This is a genomic window from Streptomyces sp. NBC_00659 (assembly GCF_036226925.1).
Lineage (GTDB): Bacteria > Actinomycetota > Actinomycetes > Streptomycetales > Streptomycetaceae > Streptomyces.
The window spans coordinates 946,217-963,208 of record NZ_CP109031.1; the positions used below are offsets into that span (position 1 = coordinate 946,217).

The following is a 16,992-nucleotide window of genomic DNA, read 5'->3' on the forward strand; positions in this document are numbered from 1 at the left end:
CCGGCACGGATCTGAAAGACGGTCCCAGGGACCGCACCGAGAGGGCCTCTCGCGGCAACGACGATCCGGGCCCAGAACCGCGGAGGCGAGACGCATGGACGCGATCATGGACGCGAATTCGGAGACCGTCCGCATACCCGTCATGGATGTGCGGCCGGTCGTCGATCACGGCAGACGGCCCGCCAAAGCGGTTGTGGGCGAGACCTTCCAGGTCACCGCCACTCTTTTCGGCGAAGGCCATGCCGTGGTCGGTGCCAATGTCGTCCTGTGCGATCCGAGCGGGCGCCCCGGGCCGTGGACGCCGATGCGCGAACTGTCCCCGGGCACCGACCGCTGGGGAGCCCACGTCACTCCCTCGGCGACGGGCCACTGGACCTACCGGGTGGAGGCGTGGAGCGACCCGGTGACCGGCTGGCGGCACTCCGCCGGGGTCAAGATCCCCGCCGGGATCGACGTCGGGCTGGTCCTGGAGGAGGGCGCCGCCCTTCACGAACGGGCCGCCGCGGGCGCGCCCGAGGGCGCCGGCCGGGACACGGTGCTGGCCGCCGCGGACACCCTGCGCGACGACTCCCTGCCCCCGGCCGAGCGGTTCGCGGCGGCCCTGGCGCCCGAGGTGACCGCCACTCTCGCGGAGCATCCACTGCGTGAACGGCTCACCCCCTCCCTCCCGTTGCCGCTGCTGGTGGAGCGGGAGCGGGCGCTGTACGGGGCGTGGTACGAGTTCTTCCCGCGTTCCGAGGGCGGGCAGGTCGATCCGCCGGTGCACGGCACGTTCGTGACGGCCGCCGAACGGCTGCCCGCGATCGCGGAGATGGGCTTCGACGTCGTCTACCTCCCGCCCGTCCATCCGATCGGCGCCACCTACCGCAAGGGCCCCGACAACACACTGTCGGCGGGGCCCCAGGACGTCGGGGTGCCCTGGGCCATCGGCTCCCCCGAGGGCGGCCACGACGCGATCCACCCCGACCTGGGCACCCTGGACGACTTCGACGCCTTCGTCCGCCGGGCCGGCTCCCTGGGCCTGGAGATCGCGCTCGACTTCGCCCTGCAGTGCTCCCCGGACCACCCCTGGGTGGAGAAGCACCCGGAGTGGTTCCACCACCGCCCCGACAACACCATCGCCCACGCGGAGAACCCGCCCAAGAAGTACCAGGACATCTACCCGATCGCCTTCGACCGGGACACGCCCGGCCTGGTCGCCGAGACCGTGCGCGTCCTGCGGCACTGGATGGACCACGGGGTGCGGATCTTCCGCGTCGACAACCCGCACACCAAACCCGTCGTGTTCTGGGAACAGGTGATCGCGGACATCAACGCGACCGACCCCGACGTGATCTTCCTGGCCGAGGCCTTCACCCGCCCCGCGATGATGCGGACCCTGGCCGAGGTCGGCTTCCAGCAGTCGTACACCTACTTCACCTGGCGCAACACCAAACAGGAGCTGACGGAGTACCTCACCGAACTCTCCGGCGACTCGGCCGCCCGCATGCGGCCCAACCTCTTCGTCAACACCCCCGACATCCTGCACGAGTTCCTGCAGACCGGCGGCCGCCCCGCCTTCGCGCTGCGCGCCGTCCTCGCCGCCACCCTCTCCCCCACCTGGGGCATCTACAGCGGCTACGAACTCTGCGAGAACACCCCCCTGCGCCAGGGCGGCGAGGAATACCTCCACTCCGAGAAGTACCAGCTCCGCCCCCGCGACTGGCAAGCCGCCGAGCGCGAGGGCCGTACGATCGCCCCGCTGATCACCCGGCTGAACCGGATCAGACGGGATCACAGGGCTCTGCGCGAAATCCGGAACCTTCGATTCCATCAGGTCGACAACGATGCCGTGATCGCGTACAGCAAGCGTTCGGGTGACGACACGGTGGTCGTCGTGGCGAACCTGGACCCCCACCACACCCGGCAGGCGACAGTGTCCTTGGACATGCCGCGACTCGCTCCGAGCGAGGACGCGCGCGTTCCGGTGCGCGACGAGCTCACCGGCGAGACCTACAACTGGGGCAGGTCCAACTTTGTGCGCCTGGGTCCGGGCGGTGCACATGTGCTCACTGTCGGCCCGGCACCGCGGATCGGAGGGTCCCCAGCATGATGGTCAATGAGCCCGTCCCGGATACGTTCGAGGACACCCCGGCCAAGGACCGCGATCCCGAGTGGTTCAAACGCGCCGTCTTCTACGAGGTCCTGGTCCGCTCCTTCCAGGACAGCGACGGCGACGGCGTCGGCGACCTCAAGGGCCTGACCGCCAGACTCGACTACCTGCAATGGCTGGGGGTCGACTGCCTGTGGCTGCCCCCGTTCTTCAAGTCCCCGCTGCGCGACGGCGGCTACGACGTCTCGGACTACACCGCCGTCCTGCCCGAGTTCGGCGACCTCGCCGACTTCGTCGAGTTCGTCGACGCCGCCCACCAGCGCGGCATGCGCGTCATCATCGACTTCGTCATGAACCACACCAGCGACCAGCACCCGTGGTTCCAGGAGTCCCGCGCCCACCCCGACGGGCCCTACGGCGACTACTACGTCTGGGCCGACGACGACAAGCAGTACCAGGACGCCCGGATCATCTTCGTCGACACCGAGGCCTCCAACTGGACCTTCGACCCGGTCCGCAAGCAGTACTACTGGCACCGCTTCTTCTCCCACCAGCCCGACCTCAACTACGAGAACCCGGCCGTCCAGGAGGACATCCTGGCGGCCCTCCGGTTCTGGCTCGACCTGGGCATCGACGGCTTCCGGCTCGACGCGGTCCCCTACCTCTACCAGGAGGAGGGGACGAACTGCGAGAACCTCCCCGCCACCCATCAGTTCCTGAAGCGGCTCCGGGCCGACATCGACACGCACTATCCGGACACGGTGCTGCTGGCCGAGGCGAACCAGTGGCCCGAGGACGTCGTCGACTACTTCGGCGACTTCCCCTCCGGCGGCGACGAGTGCCACATGGCCTTCCACTTCCCCGTCATGCCCCGCATCTTCATGGCCGTCCGCCGCGAGTCCCGCTACCCCGTCTCCGAAATCCTCGCCAAGACCCCCGCCATCCCCGGCAACTGCCAATGGGGCATCTTCCTGCGCAACCACGACGAGCTCACCCTCGAAATGGTCACCGACGAGGAACGCGACTACATGTACGCCGAATACGCGAAAGACCCGCGTATGCGCGCCAACATCGGCATCCGCCGCCGCCTCGCCCCCCTCCTGGACAACGACCGCAACCAGATCGAACTCTTCACCGCCCTGCTCCTGTCCCTGCCCGGCAGCCCGATCCTCTACTACGGCGACGAGATCGGCATGGGCGACAACATCTGGCTCGGCGACCGCGACGCCGTCCGCACCCCCATGCAGTGGACCCCCGACCGCAACGCCGGCTTCTCCTCCAGCGACCCCGGCCGCCTCTTCCTCCCCACGATCATGGACCCCGTCTACGGCTACCAGGTCACCAACGTCGAGGCGTCCATGTCGTCGCCCTCCTCGCTGCTCCACTGGACCCGCCGCATGATCGAGATCCGCAAACAGAACAAGGCCTTCGGACTCGGCTCCTACACCGAACTCCCCTCCTCCAACCCCGCCGTCCTCGCCTTCCTGCGGGAGTACAAGGACGACCTGGTGCTGTGTGTGCACAACTTCTCGCGCTTCGCCCAGCCCACCGAACTCGACCTGCGCGAGTTCAACGGCAGACACCCGGTCGAGCTGATCGGCGGCGTACGGTTCCCCGCCATCGGCGAACTGCCCTACCTGCTCACCCTCGCCGGTCACGGCTTCTACTGGTTCCGGTTGCGCCGCGCGGTCGGGCCCGGCACCACGAGGCGATCGTGAACGCGTACCCCTCGACAGCCCGCCCGCCCCTGAAAGGACGTGCCGTCATGGCGAACACCGCTCTGCAGCGTCCGAGCGGCCTCGACACCGCTCCGCTGTTCACCTCGCTGGCCGAGCTGCTGCGGGCCTGGCTGCCGCGGCAGCGCTGGTTCGCGGGCAAGGGCAGGCCCGTGACGGATCTGACGCTCCTGTCGACCACCGAGCTGTACCCGGGATGTCTGCATCTGCTGGTCCGCACCGAGCACCTCGGCCCGCCCGCCCACGGCACGGCCGGCACTCCCGCGGCCGAGGACTGCTACCAACTGCTGCTCGGAGTGCGGGAGACCCTGCCGCCCCGGCTGGCCCACGCCGTCATCGGCCGGGCGAGCGCCGGCCCGCTGGCCGACCTGACCGTGTACGACGCCTTCCACGACCCGAAGGCCGCGGGCCTGCTCCTGGAGCGACTGCGCCGTTCGGGTACGGCGGGACCACTGCGGTTCGAGCGCGATCCTCGTGTGACGGTGCCGTCCGGTCTCACACCACGTCTCCTCGACGCCGAACAGTCCAACACCTCACTGGTCTACGGAGACGCGTTCATACTGAAGGTCTTCCGGCGCGTCCAGCCCGGCATCAACCCGGACCTGGAGGTGCCGCGCGCACTGGCCCGGCAGGGCTGCACCCGCGTCCCCGCGCCGGCCGCGTGGTTCCATACCTCGGAGCCGCAGGAGGCGACGCTCGGCGTCCTGCAGCCGTATCTGCGCGACGCCGCCGACGGCTGGGCGCTCGCCCTGGAATCCCTCGGCTCGCGGCAGGACTTCACGGGCGAGGCGTACGAGCTGGGCCGGGCCACCGCCGAGGTGCATCTGACCCTGGGCACGGCCTTCCCCGTGGACGCGCCGAGCCCGTACCGCAACCAGCGGCTCGCGGAGGCGATGCACGGCCGTCTCGACGCCGCGGTCCGCTCCGTCCCCGAACTACGCCCCCACGCGGCCGGGTTGCGGTCGGCGTTCGACGCGCTCGCCGCGCTGGACTCCGCGGTCCGCCCCGCCCAGCGCATCCACGGTGACCTCCACCTCGGCCAGGTCCTGCGGGCCGGGCAGCGGTGGTCGGTCATCGACTTCGAGGGTGAACCGGCCCGCCCGATCAGCGAACGTCGGCGTGTCCAGTCGCCTGTACGCGATGTCGCGGGCATGCTGCGGTCCTTCGACTACGCGGCCCGTTCCCGGCAGCCCTGGCGTCCGGAGTGGGCGGAGCGCTGCCGCGAGGCCTTCTGCTCGGGCTACGCCGCCGCGGCGGCCTGGGACCCGCGCGAAGAACCCGAACTGCTGCGCGCGTACGAGACGGACCGCGCCGTGTACGAAGTGCTCTACGAGGCACGGCACCGGCCCGACTGGCTGCCCGTGCCCATGGCAGCGGTCGGACGTCTCGCCGACCGCCCCTGACCACCGACCACCCTCGACGCTCCGACCGACCACCCGCAACGCCCCCACTTCGAGAGGCTCAAGCCGTGACCCGCACCGCATCCAACCGCGCAAGACGGGCCAAGCCCGTCCCCCCTTCGGCGCAGCACACCGCGCTGGACCCCATGGATCGGGGGCGGCTGCTGTCCGGCGCCCATCACGATCCGCATGCGCTGCTGGGTGCCCATCCGGTGCCGGGCGGGGTGGTGTTCCGGGCGCTGCGGCCGTACGCCCGGGGCGTGGCGGTGATGGTGGACGGGCAGCGTGCCGACCTGGACGACCTGGGCGACGGACTCTTCGGGGCCGTGCTGCCGCTCGACGCGATTCCCGCGTACACCCTGCTGGTGACCTACGAAGGCACCGAGTTCGCTTCGGAGGACCCCTACCGGTTCCTGCCCGCGCTCGCCGATCTGGACCTGCATCTGATCGGCGAGGGCCGGCACGAGGAGCTGTGGCGGGCGCTCGGCGCCGAGCCGATGACCCACGAGGGGGTCGAGGGCACCCGCTTCACCGTGTGGGCCCCGAACGCCCAAGGGGTCCGGGTCTGCGGGGACTTCTGCCACTGGGACGGCGCCGCCGGGTTCCCGATGCGTTCGCTCGGATCGTCCGGTGTGTGGGAGGTGTTCCTGCCCGGCATGGGTGAGGGGGCGCTCTACAAGTTCGACATCACGCGCCCGGACGGATCCCGCACCCTGCGCGCCGACCCGATGGCCCGCCGCACCGAGGTGCCTCCGGCGACCTCCTCGGTCGTGACACGGTCGTCGTACACGTGGCAGGACGCGAAGTGGATGAAGGAGCGGGCGAAGGGCCGCCCGCTGCACGAGGCGCCGTTCTCGGTGTACGAGGTGCATCTGCCGTCCTGGCGACCGGGTCTGACCTACCGTCAACTGGCGGACCAGCTCCCCGCCTACGTCACCGACCTCGGCTTCACCCACGTCCAGCTCATGCCTGTCGCCGAGCACCCGTTCGGAGGCTCGTGGGGCTACCAGATCACCGGGTTCTACGCGCCCACCGCGCGCCTCGGCACCCCGGACGACTTCAAGTTCCTCGTCGACGCCCTGCACCGCGCCGGGGTCGGTGTCCTCATGGACTGGGTGCCCGCCCACTTCCCGCGCGACGACTGGGCCCTCGCCGAGTTCGACGGCCGCCCCCTCTACGAACACGCCGACCCGAGGCGTGCCGACCACCCCGACTGGGGAACCCTCGAATTCGACTACGGCCGCCGTGAGGTCCGCAACTTCCTCGTCGCCAACGCCACCTACTGGTGCGAGGAGTTCCACATCGACGGCCTGCGCGTCGACGCCGTGGCCTCCATGCTCTACCTCGACTACTCCCGCGAAGAGGGCCAGTGGGCTCCCAACGAACACGGCGGGCGGGACAATCCCGACGCGGTGGCGTTCCTCCAGGAGATGAACGCCACGGTGTACCGGCGCAATCCCGGCGTGGTCACCATCGCCGAGGAGTCCACCGCCTGGGACGGTGTCACCCGTCCGACCTCCGACGGGGGTCTCGGCTTCGGCCTCAAGTGGAACATGGGCTGGATGCACGACTCGCTGGAGTACATGCAGCACGAGCCGATCCACCGCAAGTACCACCACAACGAGATGACCTTCTCGATGGTGTACGCCTACAGCGAGAACTACGTCCTGCCGATCTCCCACGACGAGGTCGTGCACGGCAAGCAGTCACTCGTCTCCAAGATGCCGGGTGACTGGTGGCAGAAGCGTGCCAACCTCCGCGCCTACCTCGCCTTCATGTGGGCCCACCCCGGCAAGCAACTCCTCTTCATGGGCCAGGAGTTCGCCCAGGGAGGCGAGTGGAAGGAAGCAAACGGCCCCGACTGGTGGCTGCTGGACCCCGCCTACGGCGCCGAGGCCGACCACCGCGGGGTCCAGGATCTCGTCCGCGACCTCAACACCCTCTACCGCGACGAGCCCGCGCTGTGGGAACGCGACACCGACCCGTCCGGCTTCACGTGGGTGGTCGGTGACGCAGCCGACGACAACGTGTTCGCCTTCCTGCGCCACGCCGCCGACGGCACACCGCTCCTCGCCGTCTCCCACCTCTCCCCCGCCGTCCGCCACGGCTACCGCCTCGGCGTCCCCGAGGACATCCCGGCCTGGCGCGAGGTCCTCAACACCGACGCCCTGCGGTACGGCGGCGGCGACATCACGGACCCCGAGCCGGTGAAGGCCGAGGCGATCGGTATGCACGGCCGCCCGACCAGCATCGAGCTGACGCTGCCGCCGCTGGCGACGGTGTGGCTGCGGCCGGCCTGAGCCGGACCGCGGCCGCCGCCGGGAAGCCCGCCTCAGGCCGAGGCGGGCTTCCCGGCCGTGAAGAGCCAGGTGTGGAAGAGAGCGGTGAGGTCCTTGCCGGACTCCCGTTCGGAGAGCTGGATGAACTGGGCCGTCGTAGCATGCCCGCCGCGGTGGACGGTGGCCCAGGTGCGCAGGATGCGGAAGAACGCGGGATCGCCGACGGCCGTGCGCAGCTTGTGCAGGACCATGGCCCCACGGGCGTAGACCGGCGTCTCGAAGATGTGCTCGCCGTTTCCGGGATCACCGGGCGGGAACGCCCAGAGGTCCTTGCCCTCGGGGGTGGCGTACAGCGCGTCGAAGGCCTTCTGCGCGCTCCGGCCGCCGTGCTGCTCGGCGTACAGCCACTCGGCGTAGGTGGCGAAGCCCTCGTTGAGCCAGATGTCCTTCCAGCGGGTCAGGGTGACGGAGTCGCCGAACCACTGGTGGGCGCTCTCGTGGACGAGGGTGTCCAGGTCGGGCGCGGAGTCGTACACCGGACGGGTCTGGGTCTCCAGGGCGTAGCCGACCTGCGGGGCCCGGTCGACGATGGCTCCGGCGGCGCGGAAGGGATAGGGGCCGAAGAGCTTGCTCTCCCAGGCCAGGACGGACGGCAGCTTCTTCACGACGGGCGCGGCGGCGGTCGCCTCGCGGGGGTCGACGGCGTTGTAGATCTTGAGGCCGTCGCGGGTGGTGTACTGCTCGACCTTGAACGTGCCGACGGTCGCCGTGGCGAGGTAGGCCGCCATCGGCTCGGACTGGCGCCAGCGGAAGGTGGTCCGGCCGTTCGCGGTCCGCTGCCCGAGCAGGACGCCGTTGGCGACGGCGGTGCGCCCCTTCGGGACGGTCAGGGTGAAGTCGTACGACGCCTTGTCCGTGGGGTGGCTGTCGGCGGGGAACCAGGTCATCGCGCCCTGGGGCTCGCCGGCCACGAACGCGCCGTCGTCCGTGGGGATCCACCCGTCGAGGGAACCGTCGGGGTCGGTGACCGGCTTCGGGGTGCCGGAGTAGGTGACGGTGACGCGGAACTCCTGACCCTTGCGCAGGGTGTCCTTCGGGGTGACGACGAGTTCCCGGCCGTCGCGCCGGAACGCGGCCTTGGCGTGGTCGACGGTGACGCCGGTGACCTTCAGCCCGCTGAGGTCGAGGTCGAAGCGGGTCAGCCGCTGGGTGGCCCTGGCGGTGATGACCGCCTTGCCGTCGAGGTGGCGGCTGCCCGGGTCGTACCCGAGCGTCAGATCGTAGTGGTGGACGTCGTAGCCGCCGTTGCCCGACAGAGGGAAGTACGGGTCGCCCGCGCCCGCGGAGCCCACGGTCCCGGCCGCTGTGGCGGGGCCCGCCGCGGTGAGCAGCGCGGCGAGCGCGACGGGGACGGCCGCGACAACGGCCTCGCGGCGAAGGACGGTTGTGCGTCGTGCGGCCTCGTGCGGGCGTGCTGTCACGTTCGCTCCTCCGGTTCGACGGTGATCACTCGCGCACAGCCTATGAGTCCCTCGCGGCCTCGGCCCCCATGATCCGGTCAAGTCGCGTCCATGCCGTGCCGACCCGCGAGGAGGAACCGTCCGGGAGAACGCCCCTCCCGGACGGGGCCGGGTGCCCCCCCCCGGTCACCGGTCCCGACCCCGTCCCGGCGGACGGTCCCGGAGCGCTCACACCCAGGGCGGCGGACCGTCCGGGACGAGCTGGTGGACGTCGAGGAGGACGGCGGACTCGACGCCGAGCGCCGCTCCGCCCATGCCGGCCGCCCAGGTGAGGAACGGCCGTGCTTCGAAGGCGCCCGCACCCAGACCCTTGGTGTACTCGGCGTGCGCCTCCAGCGAGGCGATGCCGCGTTCGAGGGGTTCGCCGGTGACGTCGACGCCGTGGGTGGGCCGTTCCGCTCCGGCGAAGCACACCATCCGGATGCCGTTCCAGGGTTCCAGGCCCTCTTCGGCGAGTTCGGGGAAGATCCAGCGGTTTCCCGCGTCGCGTGCCGCGTCGAGGGCGGCCAGGCCCACCGCCCGGTGGTCCGCCTGGTTGGTCATGCCGCCGATCATCCGTACCGTGAACGCGCCGGACACCACGATCTCGGGCCGGTGGCGGCGCATCGCGCGCACGATCTCCCGGCGCAGGCCGGTCCCGTACTCGACGGCGCCGTCGCGGTGATCGAGGAACTCGACAGTGTCGACGCCGACCTGCCGTGCGCCGGCCCGCTCCTCGGCCTCCCGCAGCGGTGCCGCCCGATCCGGGTGCAGGCTGTCGATGCCTGCCTCTCCCCTGGTCGCCAGCAGATAGCTCACCCTCTTGCCCTGTGCGGTCCAGCGCGCGACGGCGCAGGCCGTGCCGTACTCGATGTCGTCCGGGTGGGCGGCCACGGCGAGACACCGTTCCCAGTCCTCCGGCAGCGCGGGCAGGCCCGTACCGCCCCCGAAGCCCGCTTTGTCCTGTGTGGGATCCATGTCCGGCATGATGGCGTGCGGCGGGCGGGGACCGACAGAGGCGCGCTTTCCGGTTTCGCGCGCTGGGCTCCCGCGCCCCGCGTGCCCCGCGCGACCGGGAGGCGAGCGCGCGGTCGAACCGCTGGCCGAACACCGGGACACCATGGTGAAGTCTGTCCACACGTCCGAAGATCCGGCATCGGCCGCGGCCGCTCCCCTCGTCGGGCGCGGTCGGCCGACGGTATGTCAGAACCCGTACAGCGCAGAGGAGAAGCCGTGACCACCACCTCGCCCGCCTGGAACCGGACACCCGTCAGGGTGGGGCTCGTCGGCGCGGGACCCTGGGCGCGGGCCGTGCACGCCCGGGTGCTCGCCGCCGGGCCCGAGACCGTGCTGACGTCGGTGTGGGCACGCCGGCCGGAGGCCGCCCGCGAGACGGCCGCCCCGTACGGCGCGGATGTCAGCGCGACGTTCGAGGAACTGCTCGACGGCTGCGAGGCGGTGGCCTTCTCGGTTCCGCCCGCGGTGCAGGCCGAGCTGGCCGTACGGGCCGCCGAGGCGGGCAAGGCCCTGCTCCTGGAGAAACCGCTGGCGCTCGACCTGTCCGCGGCGCGACGGCTCGTGGACGCGATCGACGCCTCGGGCGTGGTCTCGCAGCTCGTCCTGACGAACCGCTACCACCCGGCCGTCCGGCGGTTCCTCACCGCGGCACGGACCCTGGACGTCTCGGGCGCGCGCTCCTGCGGTCTGAGCGGCGCCTTCCTGGGCGGCGACTTCGCGACCCCGTGGCGCCTTGAGCACGGGGCGCTCCTGGACCTCGGCCCGCATCTGCTGGATCTGCTGGACGCGGCGCTGGGGCCGGTCGTCCGGGTGCGCGGCGCCGGGGACCCGCGCCGCTGGCTCGAACTCACCTGCGAGCACGAGAGCGGCGCCGTGAGCCAGGCCTCCCTGTCGGGCTCGGTCGAGGTCGAGCGCGGGATCACCCGTGTCGAGCTGTTCGGCCGGCATCCCGAACTGGTCCTCGACGCCGGGGCCCTCGACCACGAGGAGTCCTGGCCCGTGCTGCGCCGGGAGTTCGCCACCGCCGTCCGCTCGGGCCGGCCGGGCGACCTCGACGCGCACCGCGGGCTGTACCTGCAGACGTTGATCGCCCAGGCGCTGGAGGTCTAGAAGGCCGAGGCAGCCCTTAGGGGCCAGGTCACCGCTCCGGGGCGGTGCGGCGCGGCCGTTCAGGCGAAACGGATGCCGGAAGGGGGTGTGCGGCCGGCGGCGTGCCGACACAGGAGGTGTGAACCCGCCGAAGCTGCCGCTGATCGCGCCCATGCTCGCGACCCCCGGATCCCTGCCGGCCGCAGGCCAGGACATGCACTGGGCCTACGAGACGAAGCAGGACGGTCAGCGCGCCGTGGTCTATCTGCCCGGGGACGGCGGGGTGACGCTGCGGGCCCGCTCCGGTGAGGACATCACCGCCACCTATCCGGAACTGCGCGCCCTCGGCGGTGTTCTCGGCAGGACCGCGGCGGTCCTGGACGGAGAGGTGCTGGTCCTGGACGAACAGGGACGCGGCGACTTCCAGCTGCTGCAGTCCCGCATGGGTCTCGCCCGGTCGCCCGGCAGGGCGGCCCGGCGCGCCGAGCAGGCACCCGCTCATCTCGTCCTGTTCGACGTCATGCGTCTGGGCGGCGATCTCACGGGGCAGCCCTACGCGCGGCGGCGGCAGACGCTGGAGAGCCTCTCCCTGGAGGGCCCGTTCTGGTCGACACCGACAGCACTCGTGGGGCACGGCGAAGAGGCCCTGCGGGCGACACGGGCGAGCGGTCTCGAGGGGCTGGTCTGCAAGCGCCTCGACTCGGTGTACGAGCCCGGCGTGCGCTCACTGTCCTGGATCAAGATCCGCAACATGCGGACGGCGGACGTCCTGGTCGGCGGCTGGGTGCCCGGGAAGGGGCGTCTGTCGGGACTGCCCGGTGCCGTGCTCGTGGGCCAGCGCGACGCGGGAAGGCTGCGCTACGTCGGGAGCGTGGGCACCGGCTGGAGCCAGGCCGAACGTGCCGGACTGGCCCGGCTGCTGCGGGCCGCCGAGACAGGGCACTGCCCCTTCGACAGTGTCCCGCGGGCGGCCGAGGCTCACTGGGTGCGGCCCCGGCTGGTGGGCGAGGTCCGCTACAGCACCCGTACCCGGGCCGGACTGCTGCGCCAGCCGTCGTGGCTGCGGCTGCGTCCCGACCTCACGCCCGAGGACTCGGCGGCCGATCTCCCCCAGGGCCGATCTCCCGATCTCCCATGAGAAGCCGTGCGCGTACATGGAGGAGCCGGCCGCTCACGGCGGTCGGCTCCTTCGCGCCCCGGTCAGGTTCTGCCGGGTCCGCCGCTGCCGAAGGACCCGCTGGATCCTGGTTGCCAGCGCTTGCGGTGCTGGTCATCGGCGTGTTTGGTGCCCGCGGAGTGCATGTTGTACGGCATGAGCCGCTCACTCTCGTCCGCGGCGTGCGGGACCTCGTCGGGTTCCCGCATCTCGCGCTCCTCGTGCACCGCCCCGGTCTCGGGCAGCCTGGGCTGCTCCTCGGCTGTGGGCGGGCGCGATTCCAGGTTCCGCACCCGGATGCCCATCCGGACGGCCCAGACGAGGGCACCGGCGATGATGAGGCCGCCGATGAAAGCGGCGCCCGCGTTCAGCGATGAACTCGCTGCGATCAGATCTTGGCTAGCGGTGTACATGGTGTTCGCGTACCCCCAATACCAGGGGAAATCTGCGTACTGGCCCGTCAGCGACGGCCATTCCATTGTATTCCGGATCAATCCGGACGCTACGCCGTGCTCCTGGACCCGGTCACCGCTGACGGCACACGGTGAACGCGGACCCGGTCACTCCGGACGGTGCGCGACGGCTCCGAACATCGTCACGGACATGTGCAGGCCGCCCTGGCGCGCGGCTTCCGCGAGGTCCTCGTACAGGCGGTCGCGCTGCGTCTCGCCGATGAGTCCGCGGCTCAGCGCCGAGTCGCCCAGCATGCGGATGAGCGGCCAGGCGACCGACTTGTGGTCCTGGAGCAGCGCCTGCGATCCACGGTCGTCGATGACGAGGCCGGCCGCCGTCAGCCGTCCGACCAGCTTGCGTCCCGAGTACGGGTCGGTGGCCGCGGACAGCGCGCCGGTGGTGAGCGCGGCGATCGTGTCGGGGTCGCCGGGGTGCAGGATCGTGGTCGCCCAGTCGGTGTCCAGCAGGGCGACCCTCCCGCCGGGGCGCAGCACGCGCGCTATCTCGAAGACGGCCTTCTCCGGCTCCACGAGGTGCTGGAGAACCCGCTCGCACCACACCACGTCGACGGTGGCGTCGGGCAGCGGCAGGGCGAGGGCGTCACCATCGGCGAACCGCGCCGCGCTGCGCTCCTCGGTGCCCCGCTGTTCGGCCACGGCGCGCAGTCCGGGGTTCGGCTCGATGCCGAGCACCCTGCCGCGCGGACCCACGGCCGCCGCGAGCCGCCGGGTCTGTGATCCGGTGCCCGCGCCGATGTCGAGCGCCCGCTCACCGGGCCGCACGGCCAGTGCCGCGTGTGCCCACGAACGCAGGCGCTGTACGCCGTCGTTGACGTCCTGGGCATCCAGGGCTCCCACCAGACGGGAGGTACTGTCCGCGCTGATGTTCTGCGCGTGGAATGCCGACGTAGGGCGCGTGTCCACCATGGCGGCCACTCTAGAACCACCATGGTCGTTTTTCGTATTCAGATTGTGTAACGCCTCAAGGCCGGTGTGACAAAAGCGAGCACAAGCACCGCCACGATCACCAGCAGGCCTCCGCCGGCCACCGCGGCCGGTGCTCCGAAGGCCGAACCGGCCGTGCCGTGAAGGACATCGGCGACGCGCGGGCCGCCCACGACGACGACGGTGAAGACGCCCTGGAGCCGTCCGCGCATCTCGTCGGTGGCCGCGGACAGCAGGATCGCGCCGCGGAAGACCATGGAGACCATGTCGGCGACCCCGGCGACGGCCAGGAAGGCCACGGCGAGCCACAGACTGCCGCTGAGACCGAACCCCGCGATGGCGGCGCCCCAGGCCGCGACGGAGACGATGACCATCAGACCGTGCCGGCGGGCGCGGGAGAAGGTGCCCGACATCAGTCCGCCCACGACCGCGCCGATGGGGATCGCCGCGAACAGCAGTCCGAGCGCGAGGCCTTCGCCGTAGGAGCCGTACGTCTCGGCGGCGAGTTGAGGGAACAGCGCGCGCGGCATGCCGAGGACCATGGCGATGATGTCGGCGAGGAAGGACAGCAGCAGCACCTTGTGCAGGGCGATGTAGCGGAAACCGGCCACCACTTCGCGCAGGCCCGCGCGCTGGGAGGCCGTTCCGGTGAGGGGCGGCAGCGCCGGAAGGCGCAGGACGGCCCACACGGTGACGCACAGGGCGACGGCGTCGATCAGATAGAGCTCGGGCAGCCCGATGAGGGGAATGAGGGCACCGGCGAGCATCGGCCCGGCCACCGAACCGGTCTGCATGACGGTCGCGCCGAGGGCGTTGGCCGCGGGCAGTTCGTCCGCCGGGACGAGCCGCGCGATGGACGCGCTGCGGGCCGGGGAGTTGAGGCCGAAGAACGCCTGCTGGAGGGCGAGCAGGACCATCAGGACGAGCACCGACTCCAGTTGGGTCACGGCCTGGACCCAGAAGAGCAGGGAGGTGACGGCTATCCCGATGTTGGTGACGAGGAGCAGCTTGCGGCGGTCCACGCTGTCGGCGACCGCACCGCCCCACAGGGCGAAGACCACGAGGGGCAGCAGGCCGGCGAGGCTCGCGTAGCCGACCCAGGCCGAGGAGCCGGTGATGTCGTAGATCTGCTTGGGCACGGCGACGGCGGTGAGCTGGCTGCCCACGGAGGTGACCGCGGTCGACGACCACAGCCGGCGGTAGGCGGGACGTCGCAGCGGCCGGGTGTCCATGGCCCATCGACGCCATCCGGAGCGGCCGGGCCGCTCGGTCTCCGCCTTCGCGTCGGGCTCCGCGGCGCCGCTGTCCGTACTGCTCTGGCTCGTGTCCACGCTCATCCTGGTTGCTCGATACATCTTTCGATTCGGGGATCACTATGGCCGAGCGCGGACGGCGCGTGTCCCCCGGGGGACGAGATCGGTGCACGGGGCGCCCGAAGACCGGCCCTGCGGGCCGGTCGCACGACCGGCGCACGGCGTCGCGACGGGGCGCATGACAGCGCACGCCCGGCGTGCGTCTGGGCGGGACGGATCACCTCGGTGGGGCGTGCAGGCGCACGGGCGTACGGCGCTGAGGGACGGCGCACGCCCGGAGCGGGGCTGGCGGCGTGTGGCGCGGGGCGGGGCGGGGCGGGGCGGGGCGGGCGGCGTGCGGGACGTTTGCGGCGGGCCGGGCGGTGCGGGCCGTACGTGCGGTGCGGCGGGTCAGGCGCCGGCGATCAGGGTGGCGCCCATCGCGATCATGGTCGTGGCGACCAGACCGTCGAGCACGCGCCAGGACGCCGGCCGGGCGAGGAAGCGGCCGAACAGCCGCGCGCCGAACCCCAGGGCGACGAACCAGCACAGGCTGGCGAGTGCCGCGCCCAGCCCGAACGTCCAGCGCAGCGATCCACGGTCTGCCGCCAGCGAGCCGAGCAGGAACACGGTGTCGAGGTACACATGCGGGTTGAGCCACGTCAGGGCGAGGCAGGTGAGGACGGCACGGCGCCAGGAGCCCGGGGAGCCGGTGGCCGCCCGCAGGGCCGACGGCTTCAGCACCCGCCGGGCGGCGAGAACTCCGTAGACGACGAGGAAACAGCCGCCGATCAGCCCGACCGCGGTGAGCGCCGCGGGCCAGGCCACCACCACCGCGCCGACCCCGCCGACTCCCAGCGCGATGAGCAGCGCGTCGGACAGGGCGCAGATGCCCACCACGGCGAGGACCGCGTCCCGGCGGACGCCCTGGCGCAGGACGAAGGCGTTCTGCGCGCCGATGGCGACGATGAGGGAAAGGCCGGCGCCGAATCCGGCGACCGCTGCGGCCAGGGCGTCTGTCATGCCGTCGACGCTAGAAAACGGATCGCCGGAAGTACAGCTAAAGATTCTTACGTATCCTTAGCCATCGTGATGACGGAACTCCCCCTCGACCAGGTGCGCACACTGCTCGCGGTGGTCGACGAGGGCACCTTCGACGCGGCGGCCACGGCTCTCCATGTGACGCCCTCGGCGGTGAGCCAGCGGGTCAAGTCACTCGAACAGCGCACCGGCAGGGTCCTGCTGACCCGGACGAAGCCGGTGCGCCCGACCGAGTCCGGCGAGATCGTGGTGCGTTTCGCGCGCCGGCTCGCCCGGCTGGAGCGCGACGCGCACGCCGAGCTCGGCATGTCCGGATCCGGTGAGCCCACACGGCTGTCGGTCGCCGTGAACGCCGACTCGCTGGCGACCTGGTTCCTGCCGGCGCTCGCCCGTGTGCCGGGCGAACTGCGGCTGTGCTTCGAACTGCGCCGGGAGGACGAGGACCACACCGCGGCCCTGCTGCGCGAGGGAACCGTCATGGCGGCGGTCACCTCGTCGCCCGACCCGGTGGCCGGCTGCTCCGTGCGCGCCCTCGGGATCATGCGCTATCTGCCGGTGGCGAGCCCCGGCTGCGCCGAGCAGTGGCTCGGCACGACGACCGGCACACCCCTGCACGAGCTGATCGGCTCCGCCCCCGTGGTGGCGTTCGACCGCAACGACGACATCCAGGACGACTTCGTCCGCGCCCTCACGGGCGGTCCCGGCGGGAGCGCGCTGCGCCACTTCGTCCCCACGTCGGAGGGGTTCGTCGACGCCGTGGCGGCCGGAATGGGCTGGGGCATGGTGCCCGAGGTCCAGGCGGCACCGCTGCTGCGCGCCGGAAGACTGGTCCCTCTCGCGGCGGGCCGGGTCATCGACGTCCCCTTGTTCTGGCAGCAGTGGAAGCTCGACTTCCCCGCCCTCGGCGCGCTGGCCGAGGCGGTGACGGCCGTCGCCGCCGAGACGCTGCGGCCCGGACCGGCCTCCTGAATCACTCGCTTCCCGACAGCTCCCG

Annotated in this window: 13 protein-coding genes; 7 read left to right on the top strand and 6 right to left on the bottom strand. The window is 71.5% G+C overall.

All coding sequences use genetic code 11. The annotated features are described in order from the left end of the window. Positions 1-94: 94 nt before the first annotated feature. From OG410_RS03970 to glgB, 4 genes are all read left to right on the top strand, one after another. Positions 95-2,092, top strand: coding sequence for an alpha-1,4-glucan--maltose-1-phosphate maltosyltransferase (locus OG410_RS03970; RefSeq protein ID WP_443063708.1), 1,998 nt, complete (start codon positions 95-97; stop codon positions 2,090-2,092). Beyond that, complete coding sequence (treS, locus tag OG410_RS03975; protein ID WP_329297821.1) at positions 2,089-3,810, top strand: maltose alpha-D-glucosyltransferase; 1,722 nt, start codon at positions 2,089-2,091, stop codon at positions 3,808-3,810. The genes OG410_RS03970 and treS overlap by 4 nt, the downstream gene beginning before the upstream one ends. Positions 3,811-3,857: 47 nt before the next feature. Then, positions 3,858-5,231 carry a maltokinase N-terminal cap-like domain-containing protein gene (locus OG410_RS03980; protein WP_329297822.1) on the top strand — a complete coding sequence of 458 codons (1,374 nt, stop codon included), beginning with the start codon at positions 3,858-3,860 and terminating at the stop codon, positions 5,229-5,231. A 65-nt stretch (positions 5,232-5,296) separates the two neighbouring features. Continuing rightward, positions 5,297-7,528, top strand: coding sequence for a 1,4-alpha-glucan branching enzyme (gene glgB, locus OG410_RS03985; RefSeq protein ID WP_443063709.1), 2,232 nt, complete (start codon positions 5,297-5,299; stop codon positions 7,526-7,528). 32 nt (positions 7,529-7,560) lie between these two features. Here the strand turns inward: glgB and OG410_RS03990 are convergent, their stop codons facing one another. Further along, a complete protein-coding gene (locus OG410_RS03990) occupies positions 7,561-8,988 on the bottom strand; it encodes a M1 family metallopeptidase (protein ID WP_329297823.1) in 1,428 nt (475 codons plus the stop codon). 207 nt (positions 8,989-9,195) lie between these two features. After that, complete coding sequence (locus OG410_RS03995) at positions 9,196-9,984, bottom strand: PIG-L deacetylase family protein (protein ID WP_329297824.1); 789 nt, start codon at positions 9,982-9,984, stop codon at positions 9,196-9,198. Between the two features lie 255 nt (positions 9,985-10,239). Here OG410_RS03995 and OG410_RS04000 point away from each other — a divergent pair, with 255 nt between their 5' ends. Together OG410_RS04000 and OG410_RS04005 are read left to right on the top strand one after the other, a co-directional pair. After that, the gene (locus OG410_RS04000) at positions 10,240-11,133 is read left to right on the top strand and encodes a Gfo/Idh/MocA family protein (protein ID WP_329297825.1); all 894 of its coding nucleotides are present in this window, start codon (positions 10,240-10,242) and stop codon (positions 11,131-11,133) included. A gap of 151 nt (positions 11,134-11,284) precedes the next feature. After that, complete coding sequence (locus OG410_RS04005) at positions 11,285-12,250, top strand: ATP-dependent DNA ligase (protein WP_329304012.1); 966 nt, start codon at positions 11,285-11,287, stop codon at positions 12,248-12,250. Between the two features lie 62 nt (positions 12,251-12,312). On the opposite strand, the gene OG410_RS04010 is transcribed toward OG410_RS04005, so the two are convergent. The 4 genes from OG410_RS04010 to OG410_RS04025 all read right to left on the bottom strand — a co-directional run bounded on the left by OG410_RS04010 (position 12,313) and on the right by OG410_RS04025 (position 15,980). After that, positions 12,313-12,681, bottom strand: coding sequence for a DUF6479 family protein (locus OG410_RS04010; protein ID WP_329297826.1), 369 nt, complete (start codon positions 12,679-12,681; stop codon positions 12,313-12,315). A 147-nt stretch (positions 12,682-12,828) separates the two neighbouring features. After that, complete coding sequence (locus OG410_RS04015; RefSeq protein WP_329297827.1) at positions 12,829-13,647, bottom strand: methyltransferase domain-containing protein; 819 nt, start codon at positions 13,645-13,647, stop codon at positions 12,829-12,831. Positions 13,648-13,685: 38 nt separating this feature from the next. Further along, positions 13,686-14,996, bottom strand: a complete 1,311-nt coding sequence (locus tag OG410_RS04020; RefSeq protein ID WP_329304013.1) for an MFS transporter — start codon at positions 14,994-14,996, stop codon at positions 13,686-13,688. A 372-nt stretch (positions 14,997-15,368) separates the two neighbouring features. Then, complete coding sequence (locus tag OG410_RS04025; RefSeq protein ID WP_329297828.1) at positions 15,369-15,980, bottom strand: LysE/ArgO family amino acid transporter; 612 nt, start codon at positions 15,978-15,980, stop codon at positions 15,369-15,371. Positions 15,981-16,046: 66 nt separating this feature from the next. On the opposite strand from OG410_RS04025, the gene OG410_RS04030 reads away from it, so the two are divergent. Continuing rightward, the gene (locus OG410_RS04030; protein WP_329297829.1) at positions 16,047-16,967 is read left to right on the top strand and encodes a LysR family transcriptional regulator ArgP; all 921 of its coding nucleotides are present in this window, start codon (positions 16,047-16,049) and stop codon (positions 16,965-16,967) included. Positions 16,968-16,992: the final 25 nt, after the last annotated feature.

Bases quoted from the DNA above. Each gene is read 5' to 3' on its own strand.
- OG410_RS03970 (WP_443063708.1), top strand. From the start codon at position 95: ATGGACGCGATCATGGACGCGAATTCGGAGACCGTCCGCATACCCGTC.
- treS (WP_329297821.1), top strand. From the start codon at position 2,089: ATGATGGTCAATGAGCCCGTCCCGGATACGTTCGAGGACACCCCGGCC.
- OG410_RS03980 (WP_329297822.1), top strand. From the start codon at position 3,858: ATGGCGAACACCGCTCTGCAGCGTCCGAGCGGCCTCGACACCGCTCCG.
- OG410_RS03995 (WP_329297824.1), bottom strand. From the start codon at position 9,984: ATGGATCCCACACAGGACAAAGCGGGCTTCGGGGGCGGTACGGGCCTG.
- OG410_RS04005 (WP_329304012.1), top strand. From the start codon at position 11,285: ATGCTCGCGACCCCCGGATCCCTGCCGGCCGCAGGCCAGGACATGCAC.
- OG410_RS04010 (WP_329297826.1), bottom strand. From the start codon at position 12,681: ATGTACACCGCTAGCCAAGATCTGATCGCAGCGAGTTCATCGCTGAAC.
- OG410_RS04015 (WP_329297827.1), bottom strand. From the start codon at position 13,647: ATGGTGGACACGCGCCCTACGTCGGCATTCCACGCGCAGAACATCAGC.
- OG410_RS04025 (WP_329297828.1), bottom strand. From the start codon at position 15,980: ATGACAGACGCCCTGGCCGCAGCGGTCGCCGGATTCGGCGCCGGCCTT.